Below are 24,411 nucleotides of genomic sequence, written 5' to 3'. Positions count from 1 at the left end.
CGGTTACATTCCGAACCCGGAAGCTAAGCCTTTCAGCGCCGATGGTACTGCAGGGGGGACCCTGTGGGAGAGTAGGACGCCGCCGAACAATCTTTAGCCTCAGTCCCCGGACCCAGTCCGGGGACTGAGGCATTTTTGCGTTCAGGACGATTGCGTGGGCGTGCGGCGCCATGTCGGCGAGGTGCTGCGACGGCAACCTTGAGCGTTGGGGGTGGCTGGTTCGAAGCAGCCATGTTTTCGGGTATGATCTATCCCGTTGCCGCAGCGCAGCAGGCCCCAATAGCTCAGTCGGTAGAGCGTCTCCATGGTAAGGAGAAGGTCTACGGTTCGATTCCGTATTGGGGCTCAGCAGCGAAGAAGGCCCCCGCCAACTGGCGGGGGCCTTCTTCGTGTTCAGGGCTTGCGGGGCTCCGGGACGCGCATCGCGAGGATCGCCATGTCGTCGGAGGCCGGTTCCGCGGCGAAGCGTTCGACCGCGCGCAGGACGCGGGAGGCGACCGCGCCGGCAGTGAGGCCCGTGCACCCGGTGAGAACGTCGACGAGTCCGTCGTCGCCCAACATCCGTGTTCCCTCACGGCGTTCGGTGACGCCGTCCGTGACGCAGAGCAGCACGTCGCCCGGGTCGAGGGTCACCATCTGCTCGTACAGCTCCAGGTCGTCCATCACGCCGAGGAGCGGCTGCGGTTCGGCCGCGGGTTCCACGCTGCCGTCCTGGCGCAGGCGGAGTGGGAGCGGGTGGCCGGCGCAGACGACCTTCAATACCGCGCTGCCGTCCTCCTGTGGCCACAACTCGCCATAGAGGAGCGTCAGGAAGCGGCTGCGGGCACCCTCGTCGAGGATTGCGGCGTTCAGTCGCTCCAGGACGGCGGGGCCGCCGAAGCCCTCTCGGGCGAGCAGGCGCAGGGCGTGGCGGGCAAGGCCCGTGACGGCCGCGGCTTCCGGGCCCGTACCGCAGACGTCGCCGATGGCGAAGCCGTACGCGCCGTCGCGGATCGGGAAGAGGTCGTAGAAGTCGCCGCCCACTTCATTGCCTTCGCCGGCCGCGCGGTAGATGACCTCGACCTCGACGCCCGGGATCTGGGGGAGTTCCGGCGGCAGCAGGCTGCGCTGAAGGGACTGGCTGATGGCCATGCGCTCGGAGTACAGACGGGCGTTGTCGAGGGCGAGCGCCGCCCGGCGGGAGAGGTCCTCGGCGAGTTCCAGGATCTCCTGGCGGAAGTGGTCGTCGGACGGCTTGCCGAGGGTCAGCATGCCGATGACGCGGTTGCGGGCGACGAGGGGCAGGACGACCGTCTCGCCGCCGACCGCGGCGGCCGTGGCGAGGGTGGTGCCGATACCGGAGGAGACCGGGGGCGTGGAGCCGAGACCGAGTTCGCGCTTGGAGGTGCGCAGTGCGGCCGCCTGGCCGGCGGCGGCGGGGGCGGTCCATACGCGGGCGCCGGGGGTGGGCACCGGGTCGGGCGGGTCGATCGTGGACAGGAGAGCCTTGAGGCCGTCGATCCGTTCCTCGTCCTCGTGGAGTACGTAGCTGAGGTAAGGCTCGGATGCCTGGTCGGCGATGGTGTAGACGGCGCACCAGGTGGCCAGCGTAGGGACCGTCATCTGGGCCATCAGCGCCAGGGTTTGGTCCCGGTCGAGGGTTCCTGCGAGCAGGTCGGAGGCTTCGACGAGGAAGGAGAGTGAGCCGCGGCGCAGGCGTTCCAGTTCCCCCAGGCGGGCCGACTCGACGGCCAGGGCGATGCGGTCGGCGGCGAACTGGAGGCGCAGGGCCTCCTCGTTGGAGTAGCGGCCGGAGGATTCGGCCGCGACTCCGAGGGAGCCGGTGAGGCGGCCCTCGACCTTGAGCGGGACGGTGACGACCGAACGCATGCCGGTGGAGTTGAGGAGCGGGACAGCACCCGGGACGGCGGTGAGGTCCTCATGGACGGCGGGCATCCGGGCGGAGCCGTAGCGGCCGGTGCCGGCCTCGACCGGGACGCGGGCGAAGCGCTGACGGGCCGACGGAAGGCCGGTGGTGGCCCGTACTTCGAGTTCCGTCTCGTCGTCGGTGGCCAGCAGCAGGAAGGCCGCGTCGCCGTCGAGCATGTCGCGGGCGCGCTCGACGGTGCGCTGGAGAAGGCCGTCGAGGTCGTCGGGGGCGGGGGAGCCGATGAAGACCTCGAAGGGGTCCGAGGCGTGGCTCTCCGCGCCCGTCTCGGTCACGGGAGCGCGCTGCGGGCTCTGGATGACGGCGCGTTCGTCGTCGCGTACGAGAAGGCAGACGGTGGACGGCTCGCCATCGGTGTCGCGGACCCGGAGGTGCGAAGCGTAGACGGGGACGACGCGGCCGTCGGTGCCGCGGATGCCGTAACTGCCCTCCCATCGGGAGAGTTGGAGCGCCTCGGCGATGCCGGTGCCGATGCCGGGAGTGTGCGGCCAGGCGGCGAAGTCCGTCAGGGGTTTGCCCATGACCTGCTCGGCGGCGTATCCGAAGAGGTGTTCCGCGTCTTCGTTCCAGACTGAGATCGAACCGCTGCGGTCGATCTGAGTGACGGCGACGCGAACGCGCTGGTCGGCGACCGGGAGGAGCGGGGTCGGCAGGACCGGGCCGGCGGAGCGGGTGCCCACCCGGCGCTGGGGGAGGTCGAGTTGGAACCACACCTGTTTGAAGGTGGGGGAGTACTCGACGCCCCAGCGGGAGGCGAGGGCGGCGCACAGGAGCAGTCCGCGCCCGTTCTCGCGGTCGAGGCTGCCGAGCGATCGGCCGGTGCCCTGTATCGGGATCTCGCGCTCGGGGTAGCGGTCGGCGACTTCGACCCGTACCCCCTCCTCCGTACGCAGACAGAGCACGTCGGCGGCGGTGCCGGCGTGTACGACGGCATTGGTGACGAGCTCGCTGGTGAGGACGACCGCGTCGTCCACGACGTCGGAGTACCCCCACCCCTGGAGGGTGTCGCGGACGAAGGCACGGGCGGTCGCGACGGACCGCCCGACAGGGTCGAAGCTGGCAGCCGCCCGCGCGGTGATCACAGAACTCCTCGTACGCGTCTCGACGCCCGGCTCTGCCATGATGCGGCCTGCCCCTCCCGGTGCCCGGTGGTAGTACTTGCGCCCGCCGCCCCCGCCGGGCGGACCGGGGCGGTTGGACAGCCGGATGCCAGGTTACTTACCTTCGCTGTCCGAGCGGATGCCGGTCGCCGCTGTTTCCGCCCTCCGGGGGCGGGGACGCTATGCGAAGCTGCCGAACTGTTATGGCCTGGTTCGGCCATGGTGAAACACTGGGCAGGCTGTCCTGGACAGCTTGGGCAGAACGGTCAACCCCTGCGGGAGGGACACGGTGGAGTCTGGCGTGGCGGCGCGTGGCAAGAGCACGCGCGCAAAAGGCGGACGGTCCCGGAGCAATGGGACAACCGAAGTGGACACGGCGGCTCTGAACAGGCTGCTCTCGGCTCTGGTGTCGATGCGCGACGGCAATTTCCGTCGGCGTCTGACCGTGTCGGGCGACGGCGTGATGACGGAGATCGCGGCCGTCTTCAACGAGGTCGCGGACCGAAATCTGCACCTTACGGGTGAGCTCGCGCGCGTACGCAGGACGGTCGGGCGCGAGGGGAAGCTGACCGAGCGGCTGGAGACAGGAGCCTGCGAGGGCTCCTGGGCAGCCGCCATCGACGCGTCCAACGCGCTGGTGGACGATCTGGCGCGGCCTGTGTCCGAGGTGGGACGGGTGCTCTCGGCGGTCGCCGAGGGCGACCTGGAGCAGCGCATGGAGCTGCGCTCGCATGCCGTGGAGGGCACGGATGCGGCGGTACGGCCGCTGCGCGGCGAATTCCTGAAGGTCGCGCGTACGGTCAACAGCCTGGTCGACCAGCTGTCGGCGTTCACCGACGAAGTGACCCGGGTGGCGCTGGAGGTCGGCACCGAGGGCAAACTCGGCGGCCAGGCACAGGTGCGAGGTATGTCCGGTTCGTGGAAGGATCTCACGGATTCGGTCAACACCATGGCCTACCGGCTGACCGCGCAGGTACGTGACATTGCTCTCGTCACCACGGCGGTCGCCAAGGGCGATCTGTCACGCAAGGTCACCGTCCATGTGGCCGGCGAGATGCTTCAGCTGAAGAACACCGTCAACACGATGGTGGACCAGCTGTCCTCCTTCTCCTCCGAGGTGACCCGGGTCGCCAGGGAGGTAGGCACGGAGGGCGAGCTGGGCGGGCAGGCTGCGGTGCCCGGTGTGGCCGGTGTGTGGAAGGACCTCACCGATTCGGTGAACACCATGGCCGGCAATCTGACCTCACAGGTGCGCGGTATCGCCGAGGTGACGACGGCGGTCGCCAACGGCGATCTGTCGCAGAAGGTCACGGTGAGCGCGCGCGGTGAGGTGGCCCAACTCGCCGAGACCATCAACCAGATGACCGAGACGCTGCGTACGTTCGCGGACGAGGTCACCCGTGTGGCGAGTGAGGTGGGGGCCGAGGGTCTGCTCGGCGGCCAGGCGCAGGTGCCGGGAGCCGCCGGGACCTGGAAGGACCTCACCGACTCGGTGAACACCGTCTTCCGCAACCTGACCACCCAGGTGCGGGACATCGCGCAGGTGACGACGGCGGTCGCGAACGGCGATCTGTCGCAGAAGGTCACGGTCGATGTCGCGGGCGAGATGCTGGAGCTGAAGAACACCGTCAACACGATGGTGGACCAGCTGCAGTCGTTCGGTTCCGAGGTGACGCGGGTGGCTCGTGAAGTCGGCGTCGAGGGCCGTCTTGGCGGGCAGGCGGAGGCGCCGGGCGCGGCAGGCACCTGGAAGGACCTCACGGACTCGGTGAACACCGCGTTCCGTAACCTCACCGGCCAGGTGCGGGACATCGCGCAGGTGACGACGGCGGTCGCCAATGGCGATCTGTCGCAGAAGGTCACGGTCGATGTCGCGGGCGAGATGCTGGAGCTGAAGAACACCGTCAACACGATGGTGGCGCAGCTCTCCTCGTTCGCCGATCAGGTCACGCGGATGGCGCGGGACGTGGGCACGGAGGGCCGCCTGGGCGGCCAGGCGCGTGTCGACGGCGTCAGTGGTACGTGGAAGGAACTGACCGACTCCGTCAACTTCATGGCGGGGAACCTGACTTCGCAGGTGCGGCAGATCGCGCAGGTGACGACCGCGGTGGCCCGCGGTGACCTGTCGCAGAAGATCGACGTGGATGCGCGCGGCGAGATCCTGGAGCTGAAGAACACCATCAACACGATGGTCGACCAGCTTTCTGCCTTCGCCGAGCAGGTGACGCGGGTCGCGCGTGAGGTGGGTACGGACGGCCGTCTTGGCGGGCAGGCGCAGGTGCCCGGCGTCGCCGGTGTGTGGCGCGATCTGACCGACTCCGTGAACGGCATGGCGGAGAACCTCACCGGCCAGGTCCGCAACATCGCGCAGGTCGCCACCGCGGTGGCCCGGGGTGACCTGTCGCAGAAGATCGACGTGGATGCGCGCGGCGAGATCCTGGAGCTGAAGAACACCCTCAACACGATGGTGGATCAGCTCTCGAACTTCGCCGAGCAGGTGACCCGGGTGGCCCGCGAGGTGGGCACCGAGGGCATCCTGGGCGGCCAGGCCGAGGTCCAGGGCGTCTCCGGCACCTGGAAGGACCTCACCCAGTCCGTCAACTTCATGGCCAACAACCTGACCTCGCAGGTCCGCAACATCGCCGAGGTGACGACGGCGGTCGCCAAGGGCGACCTGTCGAAGAAGATCACCGTTGACGCCAAGGGCGAGATCCTCGAACTGGTGACGACCGTCAACACGATGGTCGACCAGCTGCTGGACTTCGCCGACGAGGTGACCAGGGTCGCCCGTGAGGTGGGTACGGAAGGTGTACTGGGCGGGCAGGCGCGGGTGCGTGGCGTCACCGGGATCTGGAAGGACCTCAGCGACAACGTCAACCTGATGGCCAACAATCTGACCAATCAGGTGCGCAACATCGCGCGGGTCTCCGCGGCGGTCGCCAACGGCGATCTGACGAAGAAGGTGACGGTCGAGGCGCGCGGCGAGGTCGCGGAGCTGGCCGAGACCGTCAACACGATGGTGACGACGCTGTCGTCGTTCGCCGACGAGGTGACCCGGGTGGCCCGCGAGGTGGGCACGGAGGGCGAACTGGGCGGCCAGGCGCATGTGCCGGGAGTTTCCGGTACGTGGAAGGACCTGACCGAGTCCGTGAACTCGATGGCGTCCAACCTGACCGGCCAGGTGCGGCAGATCGCCACGGTCACCACCGCCATCGCCAAGGGCGATCTCACCCGGAAGATCGACATCGATGCGCGGGGCGAGATCCTGGAGCTGAAGACCACCATCAACACGATGGTGGACCAGCTGTCGTCGTTCGCCGAGGAGGTCACCCGGGTGGCCCGCGAGGTGGGCACGGACGGGCAGCTGGGCGGTCAGGCCCGGGTGCGGGACGTCGACGGAACCTGGCGCGACCTCACCGAGTCGGTGAACGAGATGGCCGGGAACCTCACCCGTCAGGTGCGCGCGATCGCGGCCGTCGCGACCGCGGTGACCCGCGGTGATCTGAACCTCAAGATCGACGTGGACGCGGCCGGCGAGATCCAGGTGCTGCAGGACAACATCAACACGATGATCGCGAACCTCCGCGACACCACCCTCGCCAACGAGGAGCAGGACTGGCTCAAGGGCAACCTGGCCCGTATCTCCGGTCTGATGCAGGGCCGGCGCGATCTCGCCGACGTGGCCTCCCTGATCATGAGCGAGCTCACCCCGGTCGTCTCGGCGCAGCACGGCGCGTTCTTCCTGGCGATGCCGACGGGCGGCGGCTCGGATGTCGCGCCGGGCGGTGAGTTGTCGTACGAGCTGTGCATGCGCGGCAGTTACGGCTACTCCGCCGGTCTTATGCCGACGTCCTTCCGGCCCGGCGAGACGCTGATCGGCACCGCGGCCGAGGAGAAGCGGACCATCCAGGTCAATGTGCCGCCGGGCTATCTGCGGATCTCCTCGGGTCTGGGCGAGGCGTCGCCCGCGTATGTGATCGTGCTGCCGGTGCTCTTCGAGGGGAAGGTCCTCGGTGTGATCGAGCTGGCGTCCTTCCAGCCGTTCACGCAGATCCAGCGGGACTTCCTCAACCAGATCGCCGAGATGATCGCGACGAGCGTCAACACCATCAGCGTCAACACGAAGACCGAGGTGCTGCTCAAGCAGTCGCAGGAGCTGACGGAGCAGCTGCGTGAGCGCTCGGCCGAGCTGGAGAACCGGCAGAAGGCGCTGCAGGCCTCCAATGCCGAACTGGAGGAGAAGGCGGAGCTGCTGGCGCAGCAGAACCGCGACATCGAGGTGAAGAACACCGAGATCGAAGAGGCGAGGCAGGTGCTCGAGGAGCGTGCCGAGCAGCTCGCGGTCTCGATGCGCTACAAGTCCGAGTTCCTGGCGAACATGTCGCACGAGCTGCGTACGCCGCTCAACTCCCTGCTGATCCTGGCCAAGCTGCTCGCGGACAACGCGGAGGGGAACCTCTCGCCGAAGCAGGTGGAGTTCGCAGAGACGATCCACGGGGCCGGCTCCGACCTGCTCCAGCTGATCAACGACATCCTCGACCTGTCGAAGGTCGAGGCGGGCAAGATGGACGTCAGCCCGACGCGTATCGCGCTGGTTCAGCTCGTCGACTATGTGGAGGCGACCTTCCGGCCGCTGACCGCGGAGAAGGGTCTCGACTTCTCCGTACGGGTGTCGCCGGAGCTGCCGGCGACACTGCACACCGACGAGCAGCGGCTGCTGCAGGTGCTGCGCAACCTCCTGTCCAACGCGGTGAAGTTCACCGACAGCGGTGCGGTGGAGCTGGTGATCCGGCCCGCGAGCGCCGATGTGCCTCAGTCGATCCGCGAGCAGCTGCTGGAGGCGGGCTCGCTGCGGGACGCGGACGGAGATCTGATCGCCTTCTCGGTCACGGACACCGGCATCGGGATCGCGGCCGGCAAGATGCGCGTGATCTTCGAGGCGTTCAAGCAGGCCGACGGCACGACCAGCCGGAAGTACGGCGGTACGGGCCTCGGTCTGTCCATCAGCCGCGAGATCGCCCGGCTGCTGGGCGGCGAGATTCATGCGGCGAGCGAACCGGGCCGTGGCTCCACGTTCACCCTCTACTTGCCTCTTCACCCCAGCGAACTGCCGCCGCAGGGTTACCCGCAGCTCACCCCCGGCGCCTCCGGCCCGCAGGCCGACACGGCCGAGGACGCATCGGAGAGCGGGCTCCCGCAGGCGCGGCACGACGCGCCCGCCCCTGCGGACGTCCACGCCGGTCCGGCCGCGCTGTTCCGGCGGCGGCGCAACGCGCTGGGCTCGGTGGAACAGCGGCGTGCGCTGCCCGGCCAGGTGGGCGGTGCGTCGGCGAGCCCGGAGCAGTGGACCGGGGCGAACGCCGGCCAAGAGGCGCCTCAGGAGCGGCGCACCTTCGCCTTCGACAGCGAGAAGGTGCTGATCGTCGACGACGACATCCGCAATGTCTTCGCGCTCACCAGCGTGCTGGAGCAGCACGGGCTCTCGGTGCTGTACGCGGAGAACGGCCGTGAGGGCATCGAAGTCCTGGAGCAGCACGATGATGTGACGGTCGTGCTGATGGACATCATGATGCCGGAAATGGACGGGTACGCTACGACGACGGCGATCCGCAGGATGCCGCAGTTCGCCGGTCTGCCGATCATCGCGTTGACCGCCAAGGCGATGAAGGGCGACCGGGAGAAGGCCATCGAGTCGGGTGCTTCCGACTATGTCACCAAGCCGGTGGATCCTGACCATTTGCTCTCGGTGATGGAGCAGTGGATGCGCGGGGAGTGAGCGACGTCTGCCCGGTTCCCCGCGAGTTGCTGACTGACTGTGGCCGAAGGCGTGTGAGGCGGCGGTATTCGGGGAACCTTCTGGTCTCCCGCTACGTTTCTGCTACGTGCACAGTGACATCGCGGTGACAGGGTGTGGCGACAGGCGGGGTGCGGCTACCATGACCGGCACAAGGGCGGGCGACGCAAGGGAGTCGTCCCCTGGGGCGGCGCCCGGTGCACATCCGGGGCGAGGAGGGCGGGCCATGGTGCAGAAGGCCAAGATCCTCCTGGTCGATGACCGGCCGGAGAATCTGCTGGCGCTGGAGGCCATCCTCTCTGCGCTCGATCAGACACTGGTGCGGGCATCGTCAGGGGAGGAAGCGCTCAAAGCGCTGCTGACGGACGACTTCGCGGTCATTCTGCTGGATGTCCAGATGCCCGGTATGGATGGATTCGAGACGGCCGCGCACATCAAGCGGCGGGAACGGACCCGGGACATCCCGATCATCTTCCTCACCGCGATCAACCACGGCCCGCACCACACCTTCCGGGGTTACGCCGCGGGCGCGGTCGACTACATCTCCAAGCCGTTCGACCCCTGGGTGCTGCGCGCCAAGGTCTCGGTCTTCGTCGAGCTGTACATGAAGAACTGCCAACTGCGCGAGCAGGCCGCGCTCCTGCGGCTCCAGCTTGAGGGTGGCGGCGGACATGCGAGCGCGGCCGACAGCAAGGAGCCCGCAGGGCTGCTCGCCGAGCTTTCCGCGCGGCTCGCGGCAGTTGAGGAGCAGGCGGAAGCGCTGTCCAAGCAGCTCGACGACGACTCGGCGGACGCCGCCGCAGTCGCCACCGCGGCCCATCTCGAGCGCAAACTCACCGGTTTGCGCCGGGCGCTCGACGCGCTGGAACCGGGCACCGGCGGCGGTACGCCGACGCTGCCTTCGCAGAACTGAACGGCCGCCCGGGGTTTGAGAGAGTGTCAGCTTCCCGCCACCAGGACGTCAGCTTCACGCCCCCGCTGACACGACACGAACGAGTGAAGCAGTAGGCACACGTGTCCGCTGCCGTCGACACCGGTAACCTCACCACCATGGCCTCACGCACGTCCGGCAAGGGTTCCAAGGGCGCGGCGGGCACCGCAAAGCCGCGCGCCGGCCGTACGACCGGCGCCGCGAAGAAGGCGGCGCCCGCCAAGAAAGCTGCCGCCAAGAAGACCGCACCCGCGAAGAAAGCGCCCGCCAAGAGGGCGGCCGCGAAGAAGGCTGCGCCCAGGCCCGCGCCGTCCCCCACGGGGGGCGTGTACCGCCTGGCGCGCGCCGTCTGGCTCGGACTGGCACACACTGTGGGCGCGCTGTTCCGCGGCATAGGACGGGGCGCGAAGGGGCTCGACCCGGCGCACCGCAAGGACGGCCTCGCGCTGCTGCTCCTCGGTGTGGCGCTGGTCGTCGCCGCCGGCACCTGGTCCAATCTGAGCGGCCCGGTCGGCGATCTCGTCGAGATGCTGGTGACCGGCGCGTTCGGGCGGCTCGATCTGCTCGTGCCGCTACTGCTGGGCGCGATCGCCGTGCGCCTGATCCTGTATCCCGAGAAGCCAGAGGCCAACGGCCGGATCGTGATCGGTCTGTCCGCGCTCGTCGTGGGCGTGCTCGGACAGGTCCACATCGCCTGTGGTTCTCCCGGCCGCGGGGAGGGCACCGAGGCGATGCAGGACGCGGGCGGGCTGATCGGCTGGGCCGCGTCCAAGCCGCTGATCTTCACCATGGGCGAGGTCCTCGCCGTACCGCTGCTCGTGCTGCTCACACTCTTCGGCCTGCTCGTGGTCACCGCGACGCCCGTCAACGCCATTCCGCAGCGGCTGCGGCTCCTCGGCTCCAAGCTGGGCCTCGTCGAGCCGGCGTATGAGCCGGGGGCCGACAGCGAGGCCGGCGAGGACGACGAGCGGTATGAGGAGCAGTGGCGCGATGCCGTGCCCGGGCGGGCGCGCCGCTCGTCCGCGCGCCGGAGTGAAGCGCCCGCGGACTTCGACCCGGACCCTGCCGAGGAGGCGGCGCTCTCCAAGCGCAGACGGCCGCGCAGGGCTTCCGTGCAGCCCGCCATGGACCGTCCGATGGACGCTGTGGACGTGGCAGCGGCGGCGGCCGCGGCGCTCGACGGAGCCGTACTGAACGGCATGCCGCCGTCGCCGCTCGTCGCCGACCTCACCCGGGACGTCACCGCCGACCGGCAGCGGGCCGCCAGCCCCGTGCCGAGCGCACGTGAGCCCGAGGAGCCCGCGTCGAAGGAGGGCGGATCGAAGGCGTCCGTACCGGATCTGACCAAGTCCGCGCCGGTACGCGACGAGTCCCAGCCCCTGCCGCCGCGCGCCGAGCAGCTGCAGCTCTCCGGAGACATCACCTACGCCCTGCCCTCCCTTGACCTGCTGGAGCGCGGCGGCCCCGGCAAGACGCGCAGCGCCGCCAATGACGCGGTCGTCGCCTCGCTCAGCAACGTCTTCATGGAGTTCAAGGTCGACGCGGCCGTCACCGGCTTCACCCGCGGCCCCACGGTCACCCGGTACGAGGTGGAGCTGGGCCCGGCCGTGAAGGTCGAGCGGATCACCGCCCTCACCAAAAACATCGCGTACGCCGTCGCCAGCCCGGACGTACGGATCATCTCCCCGATCCCCGGCAAGTCCGCGGTCGGCATCGAGATCCCGAACTCCGACCGCGAGATGGTCAACCTGGGCGATGTGCTGCGCCTCGCGGACGCCGCGGGGGACGAGCACCCGATGCTGGTCGCGCTCGGCAAGGACGTCGAGGGCGGCTATGTGATGGCCAACCTGGCGAAGATGCCGCACGTCCTGGTCGCGGGCGCGACCGGCTCCGGCAAATCCTCCTGCATCAACTGCCTGATCACCTCGGTGATGGTGCGGGCGACGCCGGAGGACGTACGGATGGTGCTCGTCGACCCCAAGCGGGTCGAGCTCACCGCGTACGAGGGCATTCCGCACCTGATCACCCCGATCATCACCAACCCCAAGCGGGCCGCCGAGGCGCTGCAGTGGGTCGTGCGGGAGATGGATCTGCGCTACGACGACCTCGCGGCGTACGGCTACCGGCACATCGACGACTTCAACCAGGCCATCAGGAACGGCAAGGTCAAGCCGCCGGAGGGGAGCGAGCGCGAGCTCACCCCGTACCCGTATCTGCTGGTCATCGTGGACGAGCTCGCCGACCTGATGATGGTGGCGCCGCGCGACGTCGAGGACGCCATCGTCCGGATCACCCAGCTGGCGCGAGCAGCCGGCATCCATCTGGTACTGGCGACACAGCGGCCATCGGTCGATGTCGTCACCGGGCTGATCAAGGCGAATGTGCCCTCGCGGCTCGCCTTCGCGACCTCCTCGCTCGCCGACAGCCGGGTCATCCTCGACCAGCCGGGCGCGGAGAAGCTGATCGGCAAGGGCGACGGCCTGTTCCTTCCGATGGGTGCGAACAAGCCCACCCGTATGCAGGGCGCCTTCGTCACCGAGGACGAGGTCGCGGTAGTCGTCCAGCACTGCAAGGATCAGATGGCCCCGGTCTTCCGGGAGGACGTCGTGGTCGGCACGAAGCAGAAGAAGGAGATCGACGAGGACATCGGCGACGACCTCGATCTGCTCTGCCAGGCCGCTGAGCTGGTGGTATCCACCCAGTTCGGGTCGACGTCGATGCTCCAGCGCAAGCTGCGCGTGGGCTTCGCGAAGGCGGGTCGGCTGATGGATCTGATGGAGTCACGGAACATCGTCGGGCCGAGCGAGGGCTCCAAGGCGCGCGATGTTCTGGTGAAGCCGGAAGAACTCGATGGAGTGCTTGCCGCCATTCGCGGGGAGTCTCACTCGTAAGGGTTTGGCGAGCAACCGTTTCCCCCGGTCGTTCGTCAAGTTGGAGGGAGGGACAGACAGATGTCCCACCATCAGGATGTCCGGCCATTCCGATGGCGTACAAAGTCCCTCGCCCGGTTGCCCCACCTTTTCGTTCCACCCATAGACTGAACCTCCAGCAGGTGGCTACACGCTCGAAAGGCGCCCCCGTGTCCATCGGCAACTCCCCCGAAGACGACCGGCCTTCAATCGAAGACGACCGGTCTTCGAACGAAGACGACCAGCCTTCGATCGGTAGTGCGCTCCAGCAAGCCCGCATCGCCGCAGGTCTGACCGTTGACGAAGTCAGTTCCTCCACCCGGGTGCGCATTCCGATCGTGCAAGCGATCGAGCAGGACGACTTCTCCCGCTGTGGCGGCGATGTCTACGCGCGCGGGCATATCCGCACGGTCGCGCGTGCCGTCGGCCTCGATCCCGAACCGCTCGTCGCGCAGTACGACGCGGACCACGGCGGACGCCCTTCGCCGACGCCTGCCGCGCCGCTCTTCGAGGCCGAGCGCATCCGTCCCGAACCGCGCCGCCCCAACTGGACGGCCGCCATGGTCGCCGCGATCGTCGCCGTGATCGGCTTTGTCGGCTTCACGCTCTTCAGCGGGGAGGACGGGGGCAAGGGCAGCAATGTGGCCGAGGGGTCGGCGTCCGAGCAGAAGCCCAGCCCGGCGGATCCCTCCACGAGCAAGCCCGTCCCACCGAAGCCCGACCCGTCGGACAGCGCCATCGCGGCGGTGCCGAAGGACAAGGTGACGGTGAAGCTCTCCGCTCTTGACGACAAGAGCTGGATCTCGGCCAAGTCGCACAACGGCAAGTTGCTCTTCGACGGGCTGCTGCTCAAGGGCGAGTCCAAGACCTTCCAGGACGACGAGCGGGTCGATCTGATCCTCGGGAACGCCGGGGCGATCGAGCTGTTCGTGAACGGCAAGAAGGTCGAGGACCAGTTCGAGGCGGGCCAGGTCGAGCGGCTGTCGTACACCAAGGGCGACCCCGAAGTCGGCTAGCCCGATGGGCTGCGGGGTCCCGGGAACCCTCGGGGCCGGGGCGTGGGTCGGGACAAAGTAGTCTTGAGCCCATGCCCGAACGCCGTACCGTCGCCCTTGTCACTCTTGGCTGCGCCCGTAACGAGGTGGACTCGGAGGAGCTCGCAGGCCGCTTGGCAGCGGACGGCTGGGAACTCGTCGAGGAAGCCGCCGACGCGGATGTCGCAGTCGTCAACACCTGTGGGTTCGTCGAGGCCGCCAAGAAGGACTCCGTCGACGCCCTTCTCGAAGCCAACGATCTCAAGGACCACGGCAAGACCCAGGCGGTGGTCGCGGTCGGCTGCATGGCCGAGCGGTACGGCAAGGAGCTGGCCGAGGCGCTCCCCGAGGCGGACGGCGTGCTCGGCTTCGACGACTACGCCGACATCTCCGACCGCCTCCAGACCATTCTGAACGGCGGCAGCCACGCCTCGCACACCCCGCGCGACCGCCGTCGACTGCTGCCGCTGAGCCCGGTCGAACGCCAGGGGGCGTCCGATGTGGCGCTGCCCGGCCACGGTGACATCACGCCCGCCCCCGAGGATCTGCCGGAGGGGGTCGCACCGGTGTCAGGGCCGCGTGCGCCCCTGCGCCGCCGCCTCGGCACCAGCCCCGTCGCCTCGGTGAAGCTTGCCTCCGGCTGCGACCGGCGCTGCTCCTTCTGCGCCATTCCTTCCTTCCGCGGCTCGTTCATCTCGCGGCGGCCCAGCGATGTGCTCGGCGAGACGCGCTGGCTGGCCGATCAGGGCGTGAAGGAGGTCATGCTGGTCTCCGAGAACAACACCTCGTACGGCAAGGACCTCGGCGACATCCGTCTTCTGGAGACGCTGCTGCCGGAGCTGGCCGAGGTCGACGGCATCGAGCGGGTGCGGGTCAGCTATCTGCAGCCGGCCGAAATGCGGCCCGGGCTGATCGACGTCCTCACCTCGACGCCGAAGATCGCTCCGTACTTCGACCTGTCCTTCCAGCACTCCGCGCCGGGTGTGTTGCGCGCGATGCGGCGCTTCGGCGACACCGAGCGGTTCCTGGAGCTGCTGCAGACCATCCGCGGCAAGGCCCCGCAGGCGGGTGTGCGGTCCAACTTCATCGTCGGCTTCCCCGGCGAGACCGAGGCGGACTTCGCGGAGCTGGAAAGCTTCCTCACCGATGCGCGCCTGGACGCCATCGGTGTCTTCGGCTACTCCGACGAGGACGGCACCGAGGCCGTCTCGTACGACAACAAGCTGGACGCCGACGTCATCGCCGAGCGTCTTGAGCATCTGTCGCGGCTCTCGGAGGAGCTGACCGCGCAGCGCGCAGAGGAGCGGCTCGGAGAGACCCTTGAGGTGCTGGTCGAGTCCGTTGACGGCGAGGACGGCGAGGACCTTGCGGTGGGCCGCGCGGCGCACCAGGCCCCCGAGACGGACGGGCAGGTGGTCTTCACCTCGAGCGAGGGGCTCGTGCCCGGTCGTATCGTCGTGGCAAAGGCCGTGGGTACGGAAGGCGTCGACCTGGTGGCCGAATGTCTTGAGGAGGCGGGCAGGTGACCGGAGTGCCGGCATCCGCGGGGGGCGGCACCGGCAGGCCCGCGCCCGGCGGCAAGCTGGGCGCTGCGGCCGTCAATCAGGCCAGCCTCTGGAACATCGCCAACATCCTCACCATGATCCGCCTGGTGCTCGTGCCCGGCTTCGTCATGCTGATGCTGCAGGACGGCGGATACGACCCTGCCTGGCGAGCCTGGGCGTGGGCGGCGTTCGCCGTCGCCATGATCACCGACATCTTCGACGGCCATCTGGCGCGTGCGTACAACCTGGTCACCGACTTCGGGAAGATCGCCGACCCGATCGCCGACAAGGCGATCATGGCTGCCGGGCTGATCTGTCTGTCGTCGCTCGGGGATCTGCCGTGGTGGGTGACCGGAGTCATTCTCTTCCGTGAGCTCGGGATCACGCTGATGCGGTTCTGGGTGATCAGGCACGGGATCATTCCGGCCAGTCGCGGCGGCAAGATGAAGACCCTCGCGCAGGGCACGGCGGTCGGGATGTACGTCCTGGCGCTGACCGGTCCGCTGGCCACCCTGCGCTTCTGGGTGATGGCGCTGGCCGTCGTGCTGACGGTGGTCACCGGCCTCGACTATGTGCGACAGGCGATCGTGCTGAGGCGCAGGGGCCTGGCCGCCGAGCGGTCGGCGGCGGCCGACGAGGCGGCGAACGACGCCGGGAACGCCGGGAGCGCCGACAGCGCAGGGAACGCGGCAAGCGCAGGGAACGCGGGCAGCGCAGGAAACGCGGGGAAAGCAGGCAGGGCGGGGAACGCAGGGAACGCGGGGAAGAAGCGGTGAAGACCGCGGCTCGGGTGCTGGCGCTGCTTGCGGAACGTGGCGAGACGCTGGCCGTCGCCGAGTCGCTGACCGGCGGCCTGGTGGCCGCCGAGCTCACTTCCGTACCTGGTGCCTCGAAATCCTTCCGCGGGTCCGTCACGGCGTACGCAACCACTCTCAAGAGGGATGTTCTCGGCGTCGACGGGACTCTCCTGGCGGAGCGCGGCGCTGTGGATCCCGAGGTCGCACGGCAGATGGCAGCCGGGGTACGGGAGGCGATGGGCGCCGGCTGGGGCATCGCGACCACGGGTGTGGCCGGGCCGGAACCACAGGACGGGCAGCCCGTCGGGACGGTCTTTCTGGCCGTCGCTGGGCCGGGCGGCGCCGGGAAAGTGGCCGCGTTGCGGTTGAACGGCGACCGGGCGGAAATCCGTAGAGAGAGTGTACGGAGCGTGTTGGAGCTGCTCTCCGGCGAACTGCACGAATATGCGCGGACACAGGATACGGAACAGAACGGGGGGACTTGATGTTTGCAGCCCTGAGTGAACACGACATCGCTCCCCGCACGGCCGCGGCACGAGGCGGTACGGTGGGGCGTGAAGGATGCGGCTACGCGGTCCGAGGAGGGAGCCACCGATGATTCTGCTCCGTCGCCTGCTTGGTGACGTGCTGCGTCGGCAGCGCCAGCGCCAGGGCCGTACTCTGCGCGAAGTCTCCTCGTCCGCCCGAGTATCGCTCGGCTATCTCTCCGAGGTGGAGCGGGGGCAGAAGGAGGCCTCCTCCGAGCTGCTCTCCGCGATCTGCGACGCGCTTGACGTACGGATGTCCGAGCTCATGCGAGAAGTGAGCGACGAGCTGTCGTTGGCCGAGCTGGCCGAGTCGGCAGCGGCGAGTGAGCCGGTGCCTGCGCCAGTACGCCCGATGCTCAATTCCGTCTCTGTGACGTCGGTGGCTGGTGTGCCGTCGGAGCGGGTGACGATCAAGGCGCCTGCGGAGGCGGTCGACGTCGTCGCCGCCTGATCCGTACGGCTCTGCACGGCTTGTTTGGAGCTGAGCCCCGGTCTGCTGCCCCTGTGGGGCGCGGGCCGGGGCTTTCGCTTTTTCGGTGAATGCCCGGTTTGGGGTACCTGTGCCATGGTGGACGGGTATCTGCGAACCGAGTGGAGGACATCGATGTCTGTCGTGAAGAGCCCTCTGTCCGAGGCGGACCTCAAGACGGTCGGCGATGCGCTGAGGGGCGCGCTGGTCGATCTGGTGGATCTCTCGCTGGTGGCGAAGCAGGTCCACTGGAATGTCGTCGGGCCCCGCTTCCGGTCCGTGCATCTCCAGCTCGACGAGGTCGTGGACACGGCGCGGAAGCACTCCGACACGGTGGCCGAGCGTGCGTCGGCGATCGGGGTGACGCCCGACGGCCGGGCCGCGACGGTGGCGGCGCAGAGCGTCATCGGGGCGGTGCCGGCGGGCTGGATCAAGGACGTGGAGGCCGTGCAGACCCTGGTGGACGCGCTCGGCGTGGTGGTCGGGCGGATGCGGGAGCGGATCGTGGCGACCGGGGATCCGGATCCGGTGAGCCAGGATGTGCTGATCGGGCTCACGGCGGACCTCGAGAAGCATGCGTGGATGTTCCAGGCGGAGAGCCCGTAGGCGTCGGCGCCGCGGCCCCGGCCCGTGGCCGGGGGCGCGGCTGCCCATGCGACGTCGTCCGCGGCCCGGCCTGCGGGTCGCGGCTCCTCGTCGCAATCTGGAGTGAGGTGACCGGTGCCCCGCGCGCCGGGTGTGCATCCGGTGCGCCCTCCCGTTGGGCGATCGCGCCGGTCTAGCGTGGGCCGGAGGAGGCAGCCATGGCAGTGCGCGGTACAGCCCTCGTGCCGGTGGTCGGTCTCGGGCTCGTGGCCGGCGGGCTGTGGTGGTGGGCCGTGCTGCGGCTGGTGCTGATGCCGCAGCAGGCGGGGCTCGTCGAGGGGGCGGTGGCGGCAGGCGGGTGGGGGCTCAGTCTGCTGCCGGTGCATGTGACGGCGTCCCGTGGGGGCACCCGCGGTGGGATCACCACGGCATTGCGACGCCGCCGTTCGGGCGGAGGATCTGGCCCGTCGTGAAGGCGGACGCGTCGGACGCCAGGTGAAGGACGGTATGGGCGATGTCCTCGGGCTCGCCTACCCGGCGGAGTGGGGAGATCCGGACCATCGCCGCCTCGGCCTGGTGCTGGAGGGTCGAGTTGTGGCGGTCGGTCATGGGGGTGCGGATCCAGCCGGGGGCGACGGCGTTGACGCGGATGGAGTGCGGGCCGAGTTCGGTCGCGAGGGTCTTGGTGAGTTGGACGACTGCCGCCTTGGCCGCGCTGTAGCAGAGCAGACCGGCACTCGCGGCGTCCACGGCGCCGGAGGCCATGGTGACGATGGAGCCGGGGGTGCCTGCGGCGATCATGGCGCGGGCCGACTCCTGGCAGGCGTACAGGATCCCCTTGAAGTTGACCGCGAGGACGCGGTCGAGGTCCTCGTCCTTCGTCTCCAGGACGGGGCTGTTGTGCATGATTCCGGCGATGGCGGCCAGGATGTCGAGTCGGCCGGTTCTCTCGATGTGCTCGATCGCGGCCTTGAGTTGGGCGCGGTCGGTGACATCGAGGGGGTGGGTGTGCGCCGTGCCGCCGGCGTCGGCGATCTGGGTGCGTGTCTCGGTCAGGCCCTTCTCGTCGATGTCGGCGCAGTGGACGGTGGCTCCCGCCTCGGCGAGGAAGGCGGCCGAGGCGCGCCCTATGCCGCCGGCCGCGCCGGTGACGAACGCAGTGCGGCCGGTGAGGTCGTACGCCTTGAGGGGCATGCGGGGACGGTACGACTGGATCTGACGGGTCGTCAACTAGTGGGTCCGGATTGGCAGCGCGGGCACCAGTAGGTGGGGCGTTCGCGGCTGCCGTCGCCCTGGTCGGCCTTACGGATCGGGGTGCCGCAGCGCAGGCACGGCAGGCCCTCGCGGCCGTAGACATGCAGGCGCGGGCTGCGGATGCTGCCTGGGGTTCCGGGGGCGCCTGGGGTTCCGGTGGCACCTGCGGTTCCGGTGGTGCCGGGGGCGCGGTGGTTGCTGGTCGTGGTGCGGTCGAAGCGGTTCTTGTTCGCCTCGAGGAGCCGGTGGGCGGTGACGACGAGCCGCTGAGGGGTGTCGGCGGGCAGCTCGCCGACGGGCAGCCAGGGCGTCACCCGGGCGAGGAAGGCCAGCTCCGACTTGTAGACATTGCCGATGCCGGCGAGGTTGCGCTGGTCGAGCAGGGCCTCGCCGAGGGGGCGGGACGGATCGGTGAGGAGGTTCGCGACGGCGGTGTCCGCATCCCAGTCGGGGCCCAGCAGGTCCGGGCCGAGATGGCCCACGGCCTTGGCCTCGTCGGTGGTGCGCAGCAGCTCCAGGACGGGGAGACGGTAGCCGACGGCGGTGTGGCCGGCGTTGCCGAGGATCGCGCGGATCTGGTGCGCGGGGCCGCCGCGCCAGCGCTCGCCGGATCCGTACACCCGCCAGGAGCCGTCCATACGGAGATGGGAGTGGAGGGTGAGGCCGCCCTCGATGCGGGTGAGCAGGTGCTTGCCGCGCGGCGTGACGTCCAGGACGGTCCGGCCGGTGAGGTCGGCGGTTGCGAAGCGCGGGACGCGCAAGTCGGACCGGGTGAGGACCTGCCCGGCGAGGGCGGTGTGCAGGCGCTGGGCGGTCAGCCAGACGGTGTCTCCTTCGGGCATGGATCCATGATGCGGGACGGGGAGGGTGAGGGGTGGGGGAGCAGTCGTCAGGGGCGCAGCCGTAGGCCTCTGGGGGTGGCGTGGAAGCCCGCCGTCTCCAGGGCGCGGGCCAGTGGTGAGGTGAGCGCCGGTATGCCGTTGGCGCGCTCGACGGTGACCGTGCCGAGCGCGCCCGCCCGGGCCGCGTGCGCCAGCGCCTCGGCCGCCGCATGGAGCGCGGCGGAGTCCGGATCGGTCGCCCAGGCCAGCAGAGTCTTGCCGCCGCGCTCCATGTACAGCGTGAGCTCGCCGTCGACCAGGACTACCAGAGAGCCCGCTTTCCGGCCGGGCTTGTGGCCGGCGCCGGTCGGCGGCTCGGGCCAGGGCAACGCCGCGCCGTAGGCATTGGCGGGGTCGGCGGCGGCCAGCACCACGGCCTGCGGGGCCGTCTGCCCGTCGGACCGTTCTCTCGCCGTGGCGGCCGCACGGAGGCGGTCGACCGCGCCGTCCATCGCGAACTGCGCCGCGCCCAGCCCCTCCACCACATAGCCGCGCCGCGCCTGACCGCTGTCCTCGAAGGCGGAGAGGATGCGGTACGTGGCCGAGAAGCCGCCCTCCACGCCCTCGGCCGCCACCGCGCCCCGGGTCACCACGCCATGACGGTCCAGCAGGGTGCGGGCGAGGGCGTGCGCGCGGTGGGTCGGGTCGGGCTCGGCGGTCGGCAGCAGTGACCAGCGCCCGCTCACCGTCGGCGGGCCGGTACGGGAAGCGGGACGGGCGGCCGCCGTAAGGCTGCCGTACCGCCCGCGCGGCACCGTCCGTTTGGCGCGATGGGCCGTCGACCCTGCGGTCCGGCCCGAGCCGAGCAGCGAACGCAGCGGCGCCAGCGTGTCGTTGGTGAGCCGACCGGACCAGGCCAGGTCCCAGACGACGTCGGCCAGTTGGGGATCGGTGGCGTCGGGGTGGGTGGTGGCCCTGACCTGGTCGGTGATCTGACGGAAGAACAGGCCGTAGCCGGGGGACAGGGCACTGAGCACGGACTCGTGGAGCGCGGTGAGCTCCAGCGGATGGGGCTGCGGCAGGAGCAGGGGCGCGGCGTCGGCGAGATAGAGGGAGATCCAGCCGTCCTTGCCGGGCAGCGAGCCCGCCCCGGCCCAGACGACCTCGCCCGTCGTGGTCAGTTCGTCCAGGAGACCGGGGGTGTACCCGGCGACGCGGGACGGGAGGATCAGCTTCTCGAGGGCGGAGGCCGGGACCGCGGCCCCCTGGAGCTGCTCGACCGCGCGGGCAAGGCCGTCGATGCCGCGCAGGCTGTTGCTGCCCATGTGCTGCCACTTCGGGAGGAACGTCGCGAGCGCGGCGGGCGGGACCGGCTCCAGCTCATGGCGCAGCGCGGCCAGCGAGCGTCGGCGCAGCCGGCGCAGGACGGTGGCGTCGCACCATTCCTGGCCGATGCCGGAGGGGTGGAACTCGCCCTGTACGACCCGCCCGCTCGCCGCGAGCCGCTGCAGAGCCCCTTCTGTGACGGCCACGCCGAGGCCGAAGCGCGCCGCCGCCTGGGTCGAGGTGAACGGCCCGTGCGTACGCGCGAACCGGGCGAGGAGGTCGCCGAGCGGGTCCTTGACCGGCTCGGTGAATGCTTCCGGCACGCCCACCGGGAGCGCCGTGCCCAGTGCGTCGCGCAGTCGGCCCGCGTCCTCGACCGCAGCCCAGTGGTCCGCGCCCGCGACCCTGACCCGGATGGCGCGGCGCGATGCGGCCAGGTCCCCCGGCCACCCCGGGTCGCCGCCGCGCTCGGCCAACTCGGCGTCGGTCAACGGGCCGAGGACCCGCAGCAAGTCCGCAACACCCTCCACGTCCTTGATCCGGCGATCCTCCGTGAGCCATTGCAGCTCCCGCTCCAGCTCGGTCAGCACCTCGGGGTCGAGCAGCTCGCGCAGCTCGGCCTGGCCGAGCAGCTCGGCCAGCAGCCGGGAGTCGAGGGAGAGGGCCGCGGCGCGCCGCTCGGCAAGGGGCGAGTCCCCCTCGTACAGGAACTGCGCCACATAGCCGAAGAGCAGCGAGCGGGCGAAGGGCGAGGGCTCGGGCGTGGTGACCTCGACCAGCCTGACCCTGCGGGACTCGATGTCGCCCATCAGCTCCGTGAGCCCCGGGACGTCGAACACGTCCTGGAGGCACTCGCGGACCGCTTCGAGGACGATCGGGAAGGACCCGAACTCGCTCGCCACCTGGAGCAGTTGGGCCGCACGCTGACGCTGCTGCCACAGTGGAGTGCGCTTGCCGGGAGTGCGCCGGGGCAGCAGCAGCGCACGCGCGGCGCACTCCCGGAACCGGGAGGCGAACAGCGCGGAGCCGCCCACCTGGTCCGTGACGATCTGATTGATTTCACCCTTGTCGAAGACCGCGTCCGCGGCGCCGACCGGGGCCTGCTCGCTGTCGAACGTCGTGTCGAGGTGGACCGGGTCCTGGTCGAGCAGGTCCAGGCCCATCAGATCGGCGTCGGGCAGGCGCAGCACGATGCCGTCGTCGGCGTGCATGACCTGCGCGTCCATGCCGTACCGTTCGCCGAGCCGGGCGCCGAGCGCCAGCGCCCAGGGGGCGTGCACCTGGGCGCCGAACGGGGAGTGGATGACGACCCGCCAGTCGCCCAGCTCGTCCCGGAAACGCTCGACGAGAATCGTCCGGTCGTCGGGGACATGGCCGCACGCACGGCGCTGCTCATCCAGATAGCCGAGGACATTGTCGGCAGCCCAGGCGTCCAGGCCGGCAGCCAGCAGGCGCAGCCGGGCGTCCTCGGTGCTCAGGCCGCCGACCTCCCGCAGGAACGCGCCCACCGCGCGGCCCAGTTCGAGCGGGCGGCCCAGCTGGTCGCCCTTCCAGAACGGGAGCCGGCCCGGCACCCCGGGGGCGGGCGAGACCAGCACCCGGTCGCGGGTGATGTCCTCGATACGCCAGGAGGTGGTGCCGAGCGTGAAGACATCGCCCACCCGCGACTCGTACACCATCTCCTCGTCCAGCTCGCCGACCCGGCCGCCGCCCTTCTTGGGATCCGCCCCCGCCAGGAACACCCCGAACAGCCCGCGGTCGGGGATGGTGCCGCCGGAGGTGACCGCGAGGCGCTGCGCCCCCGGCCGGCCGGTGACCGTACCGGCGACGCGGTCCCACACCACGCGCGGACGCAACTCGGCGAAGGCATCGGAGGGATAGCGCCCGGCGAGCATGTCCAGGACGGCGGTGAAGGCCGACTCGGGGAGCGAGGCGAAGGGCGCGGCCCGGCGCGACAGCGCCAGCAGATCGTCGACCTGCCAAGTGTCGAGGGCGACCATGGCAACCAGCTGCTGGGCCAGCACGTCCAGGGGGTTGGACGGGATACGCAGCGCTTCGATCGAGCCGCTGCGCATCCGCTCGGTGACCACTGCCGCCTGCACGAGATCGCCGCGGTACTTGGGAAAGACGACACCTGTGGAGACCGCGCCCACCTGGTGTCCCGCGCGGCCGACCCGCTGCAGACCGGAGGCGACCGACGGCGGTGACTCGACCTGGACCACCAGATCCACCGCGCCCATGTCGATGCCCAGCTCCAGGCTGGAGGTGGCGACGACGGCCGGCAGCCGGCCCGCTTTGAGGTCCTCCTCGACCAGGGCTCGCTGTTCCTTGGAGACCGAGCCGTGGTGTGCGCGGGCGAGGAGGGCCGGTGCGCCCCGAGCGGCCCCGGACTGCGCCATGATCTCGGCCGGTGGCGCCCCTTCGGGCATCGCCTGGCCGGTGGCACGCTCGTACGCGATCTCGTTGAGGCGGTTGCACAGCCGCTCGGCGAGCCGGCGGGAGTTGGCGAAGACGATCGTCGAGCGGTGCGCCTGGACGAGGTCGGCGATCTTCTCCTCGACATGCGGCCAGATCGACGGCTTCTCTCCGCCGTCCGATTCGGAGGCGGGGGAGCCGCCCAATTCGCCCAGATCCTCCACCGGTACGACCACTGACAGGTCGAACTCCTTGCCCGAGGGCGGCTGGACGATCTCCACCTTGCGCTGCGGCGACAGATAGCGGGCCACCTCGTCCACCGGCCGCACCGTCGCCGACAGGCCGATACGCCGGGCAGGACGCGGCAGCAGCTCGTCCAGGCGCTCCAGCGATACGGCCAGATGCGCGCCCCGCTTCGTCCCCGCGACGGCGTGCACCTCGTCCAGGATCACCGTCTCGATGCCCGCCAGCGCGTCGCGGGTCGCAGAGGTGAGCATCAGGAACAGCGACTCTGGTGTCGTGATGAGGATGTCCGGCGGCTTGGTGGCCAGGGAGCGCCGCTCGGCGGCCGGGGTGTCGCCCGAGCGGATGCCGACCCGCACTTCCGGCTCAGGCAGCCCGAGCCGCACCGACTCCTGCCGGATTCCGGTGAGCGGGCTGCGGAGGTTGCGCTCCACGTCGACAGCGAGGGCCTTGAGCGGAGACACGTACAGCACGCGGCAGCGCATTTTCGGGTCCGCGGGCGGTGGGGCGGACGCCAGCCGGTCCAGCGCGGCGAGGAACGCGGCCAGGGTCTTGCCGGAGCCGGTGGGGGCCACGACCAGCACGTCCGAGCCCTCCCCGATGGCCTGCCAGGCCCCCTCCTGCGCGGCGGTGGGCGCGCTGAAGGCTCCCGTGAACCAGCTCCGGGTCGCGGGAGAGAAGGAGTCGAGCGCTGTCCTGGCCATGCCCCCCATCGTGCACCGCGCCACTGACAAT

Annotated in this window: 14 protein-coding genes, 1 tRNA gene and 1 rRNA gene; 12 read left to right on the top strand and 4 right to left on the bottom strand. The window is 70.0% G+C overall.

The genetic code is table 11. The features are described from left to right. Both rrf and ACFYWY_RS21350 read left to right on the top strand, forming a co-directional pair. Positions 1 to 88 (top strand): 5S ribosomal RNA (gene rrf, locus ACFYWY_RS21355); the annotation flags it as partial. A gap of 185 nt (positions 89 to 273) precedes the next feature. Beyond that, positions 274 to 346, top strand: a tRNA-Thr gene (locus tag ACFYWY_RS21350). Between the two features lie 47 nt (positions 347 to 393). Here ACFYWY_RS21350 and ACFYWY_RS21345 read toward each other — a convergent pair. After that, positions 394 to 3,048, bottom strand: coding sequence for a SpoIIE family protein phosphatase (locus ACFYWY_RS21345; RefSeq protein WP_389188828.1), 2,655 nt, complete (start codon positions 3,046 to 3,048; stop codon positions 394 to 396). A gap of 268 nt (positions 3,049 to 3,316) precedes the next feature. On the opposite strand from ACFYWY_RS21345, the gene ACFYWY_RS21340 reads away from it, so the two are divergent. From ACFYWY_RS21340 to ACFYWY_RS21295, 10 genes are all read left to right on the top strand, one after another. Continuing rightward, entirely contained in the window at positions 3,317 to 8,803 is a 5,487-nt protein-coding gene (locus ACFYWY_RS21340) for a HAMP domain-containing protein (protein WP_389188825.1), read from the top strand. 244 nt (positions 8,804 to 9,047) lie between these two features. Further along, entirely contained in the window at positions 9,048 to 9,734 is a 687-nt protein-coding gene (locus tag ACFYWY_RS21335; protein WP_389188822.1) for a two-component system response regulator, read from the top strand. A gap of 137 nt (positions 9,735 to 9,871) precedes the next feature. Further along, positions 9,872 to 12,643 (top strand): DNA translocase FtsK, encoded by a 2,772-nt coding sequence (locus ACFYWY_RS21330; RefSeq protein WP_389188819.1) that lies wholly within the window; start codon positions 9,872 to 9,874, stop codon positions 12,641 to 12,643. A 188-nt stretch (positions 12,644 to 12,831) separates the two neighbouring features. Then, a complete protein-coding gene (locus ACFYWY_RS21325) occupies positions 12,832 to 13,677 on the top strand; it encodes a helix-turn-helix domain-containing protein (protein ID WP_389188816.1) in 846 nt (281 codons plus the stop codon). 71 nt (positions 13,678 to 13,748) lie between these two features. Continuing rightward, entirely contained in the window at positions 13,749 to 15,221 is a 1,473-nt protein-coding gene (gene rimO / locus ACFYWY_RS21320) for a 30S ribosomal protein S12 methylthiotransferase RimO (RefSeq protein ID WP_389188813.1), read from the top strand. Beyond that, a complete protein-coding gene (gene pgsA, locus ACFYWY_RS21315) occupies positions 15,218 to 16,015 on the top strand; it encodes a CDP-diacylglycerol--glycerol-3-phosphate 3-phosphatidyltransferase (RefSeq protein ID WP_389188810.1) in 798 nt (265 codons plus the stop codon). Before rimO ends, pgsA begins: the two co-directional genes overlap by 4 nt. Beyond that, entirely contained in the window at positions 16,012 to 16,521 is a 510-nt protein-coding gene (locus ACFYWY_RS21310; protein ID WP_389188807.1) for a CinA family protein, read from the top strand. The genes pgsA and ACFYWY_RS21310 overlap by 4 nt, the downstream gene beginning before the upstream one ends. Positions 16,522 to 16,630: 109 nt before the next feature. Then, a complete protein-coding gene (locus tag ACFYWY_RS21305) occupies positions 16,631 to 17,014 on the top strand; it encodes a helix-turn-helix domain-containing protein (RefSeq protein ID WP_389188804.1) in 384 nt (127 codons plus the stop codon). Between the two features lie 153 nt (positions 17,015 to 17,167). Beyond that, positions 17,168 to 17,638 (top strand): Dps family protein, encoded by a 471-nt coding sequence (locus tag ACFYWY_RS21300; protein WP_389188801.1) that lies wholly within the window; start codon positions 17,168 to 17,170, stop codon positions 17,636 to 17,638. Positions 17,639 to 17,835: 197 nt separating this feature from the next. After that, on the top strand, positions 17,836 to 18,090 hold the full coding sequence (locus ACFYWY_RS21295; protein WP_389188798.1) for a hypothetical protein: 255 nt from the start codon (positions 17,836 to 17,838) through the stop codon (positions 18,088 to 18,090). Here ACFYWY_RS21295 and ACFYWY_RS21290 read toward each other — a convergent pair. The 3 genes from ACFYWY_RS21290 to ACFYWY_RS21280 are packed head-to-tail and all read right to left on the bottom strand — an operon-like array spanning position 18,038 to position 24,380. Further along, positions 18,038 to 18,811 (bottom strand): SDR family NAD(P)-dependent oxidoreductase, encoded by a 774-nt coding sequence (locus ACFYWY_RS21290; protein WP_389188795.1) that lies wholly within the window; start codon positions 18,809 to 18,811, stop codon positions 18,038 to 18,040. The genes ACFYWY_RS21295 and ACFYWY_RS21290 overlap by 53 nt on opposite strands. A 32-nt stretch (positions 18,812 to 18,843) precedes the next feature. Continuing rightward, entirely contained in the window at positions 18,844 to 19,713 is an 870-nt protein-coding gene (locus ACFYWY_RS21285) for an Fpg/Nei family DNA glycosylase (RefSeq protein ID WP_389188792.1), read from the bottom strand. A 47-nt stretch (positions 19,714 to 19,760) separates the two neighbouring features. After that, on the bottom strand, positions 19,761 to 24,380 hold the full coding sequence (locus tag ACFYWY_RS21280; RefSeq protein ID WP_389188790.1) for an ATP-dependent helicase: 4,620 nt from the start codon (positions 24,378 to 24,380) through the stop codon (positions 19,761 to 19,763). Between the last annotated feature and the right edge of the window lie 31 nt (positions 24,381 to 24,411).

Source organism: Streptomyces sp. NPDC002870, assembly GCF_042888505.1.
GTDB lineage: Bacteria > Actinomycetota > Actinomycetes > Streptomycetales > Streptomycetaceae > Streptomyces.
The sequence above is the reverse complement of the archived record's forward strand: the minus strand, read 5'-3'. Positions and strand labels throughout refer to the sequence as shown.

Coding starts and splice junctions, on each gene's coding strand:
- ACFYWY_RS21345 (WP_389188828.1), bottom strand. CDS start 3,048: ATGGCAGAGCCGGGCGTCGAGACGCGTACGAGGAGTTCTGTGATCACC.
- ACFYWY_RS21335 (WP_389188822.1), top strand. CDS start 9,048: ATGGTGCAGAAGGCCAAGATCCTCCTGGTCGATGACCGGCCGGAGAAT.
- ACFYWY_RS21330 (WP_389188819.1), top strand. CDS start 9,872: ATGGCCTCACGCACGTCCGGCAAGGGTTCCAAGGGCGCGGCGGGCACC.
- rimO (WP_389188813.1), top strand. CDS start 13,749: ATGCCCGAACGCCGTACCGTCGCCCTTGTCACTCTTGGCTGCGCCCGT.
- ACFYWY_RS21305 (WP_389188804.1), top strand. CDS start 16,631: ATGATTCTGCTCCGTCGCCTGCTTGGTGACGTGCTGCGTCGGCAGCGC.
- ACFYWY_RS21300 (WP_389188801.1), top strand. CDS start 17,168: ATGTCTGTCGTGAAGAGCCCTCTGTCCGAGGCGGACCTCAAGACGGTC.
- ACFYWY_RS21295 (WP_389188798.1), top strand. CDS start 17,836: ATGGCAGTGCGCGGTACAGCCCTCGTGCCGGTGGTCGGTCTCGGGCTC.
- ACFYWY_RS21290 (WP_389188795.1), bottom strand. CDS start 18,811: ATGCCCCTCAAGGCGTACGACCTCACCGGCCGCACTGCGTTCGTCACC.
- ACFYWY_RS21285 (WP_389188792.1), bottom strand. CDS start 19,713: ATGCCCGAAGGAGACACCGTCTGGCTGACCGCCCAGCGCCTGCACACC.
- ACFYWY_RS21280 (WP_389188790.1), bottom strand. CDS start 24,380: ATGGCCAGGACAGCGCTCGACTCCTTCTCTCCCGCGACCCGGAGCTGG.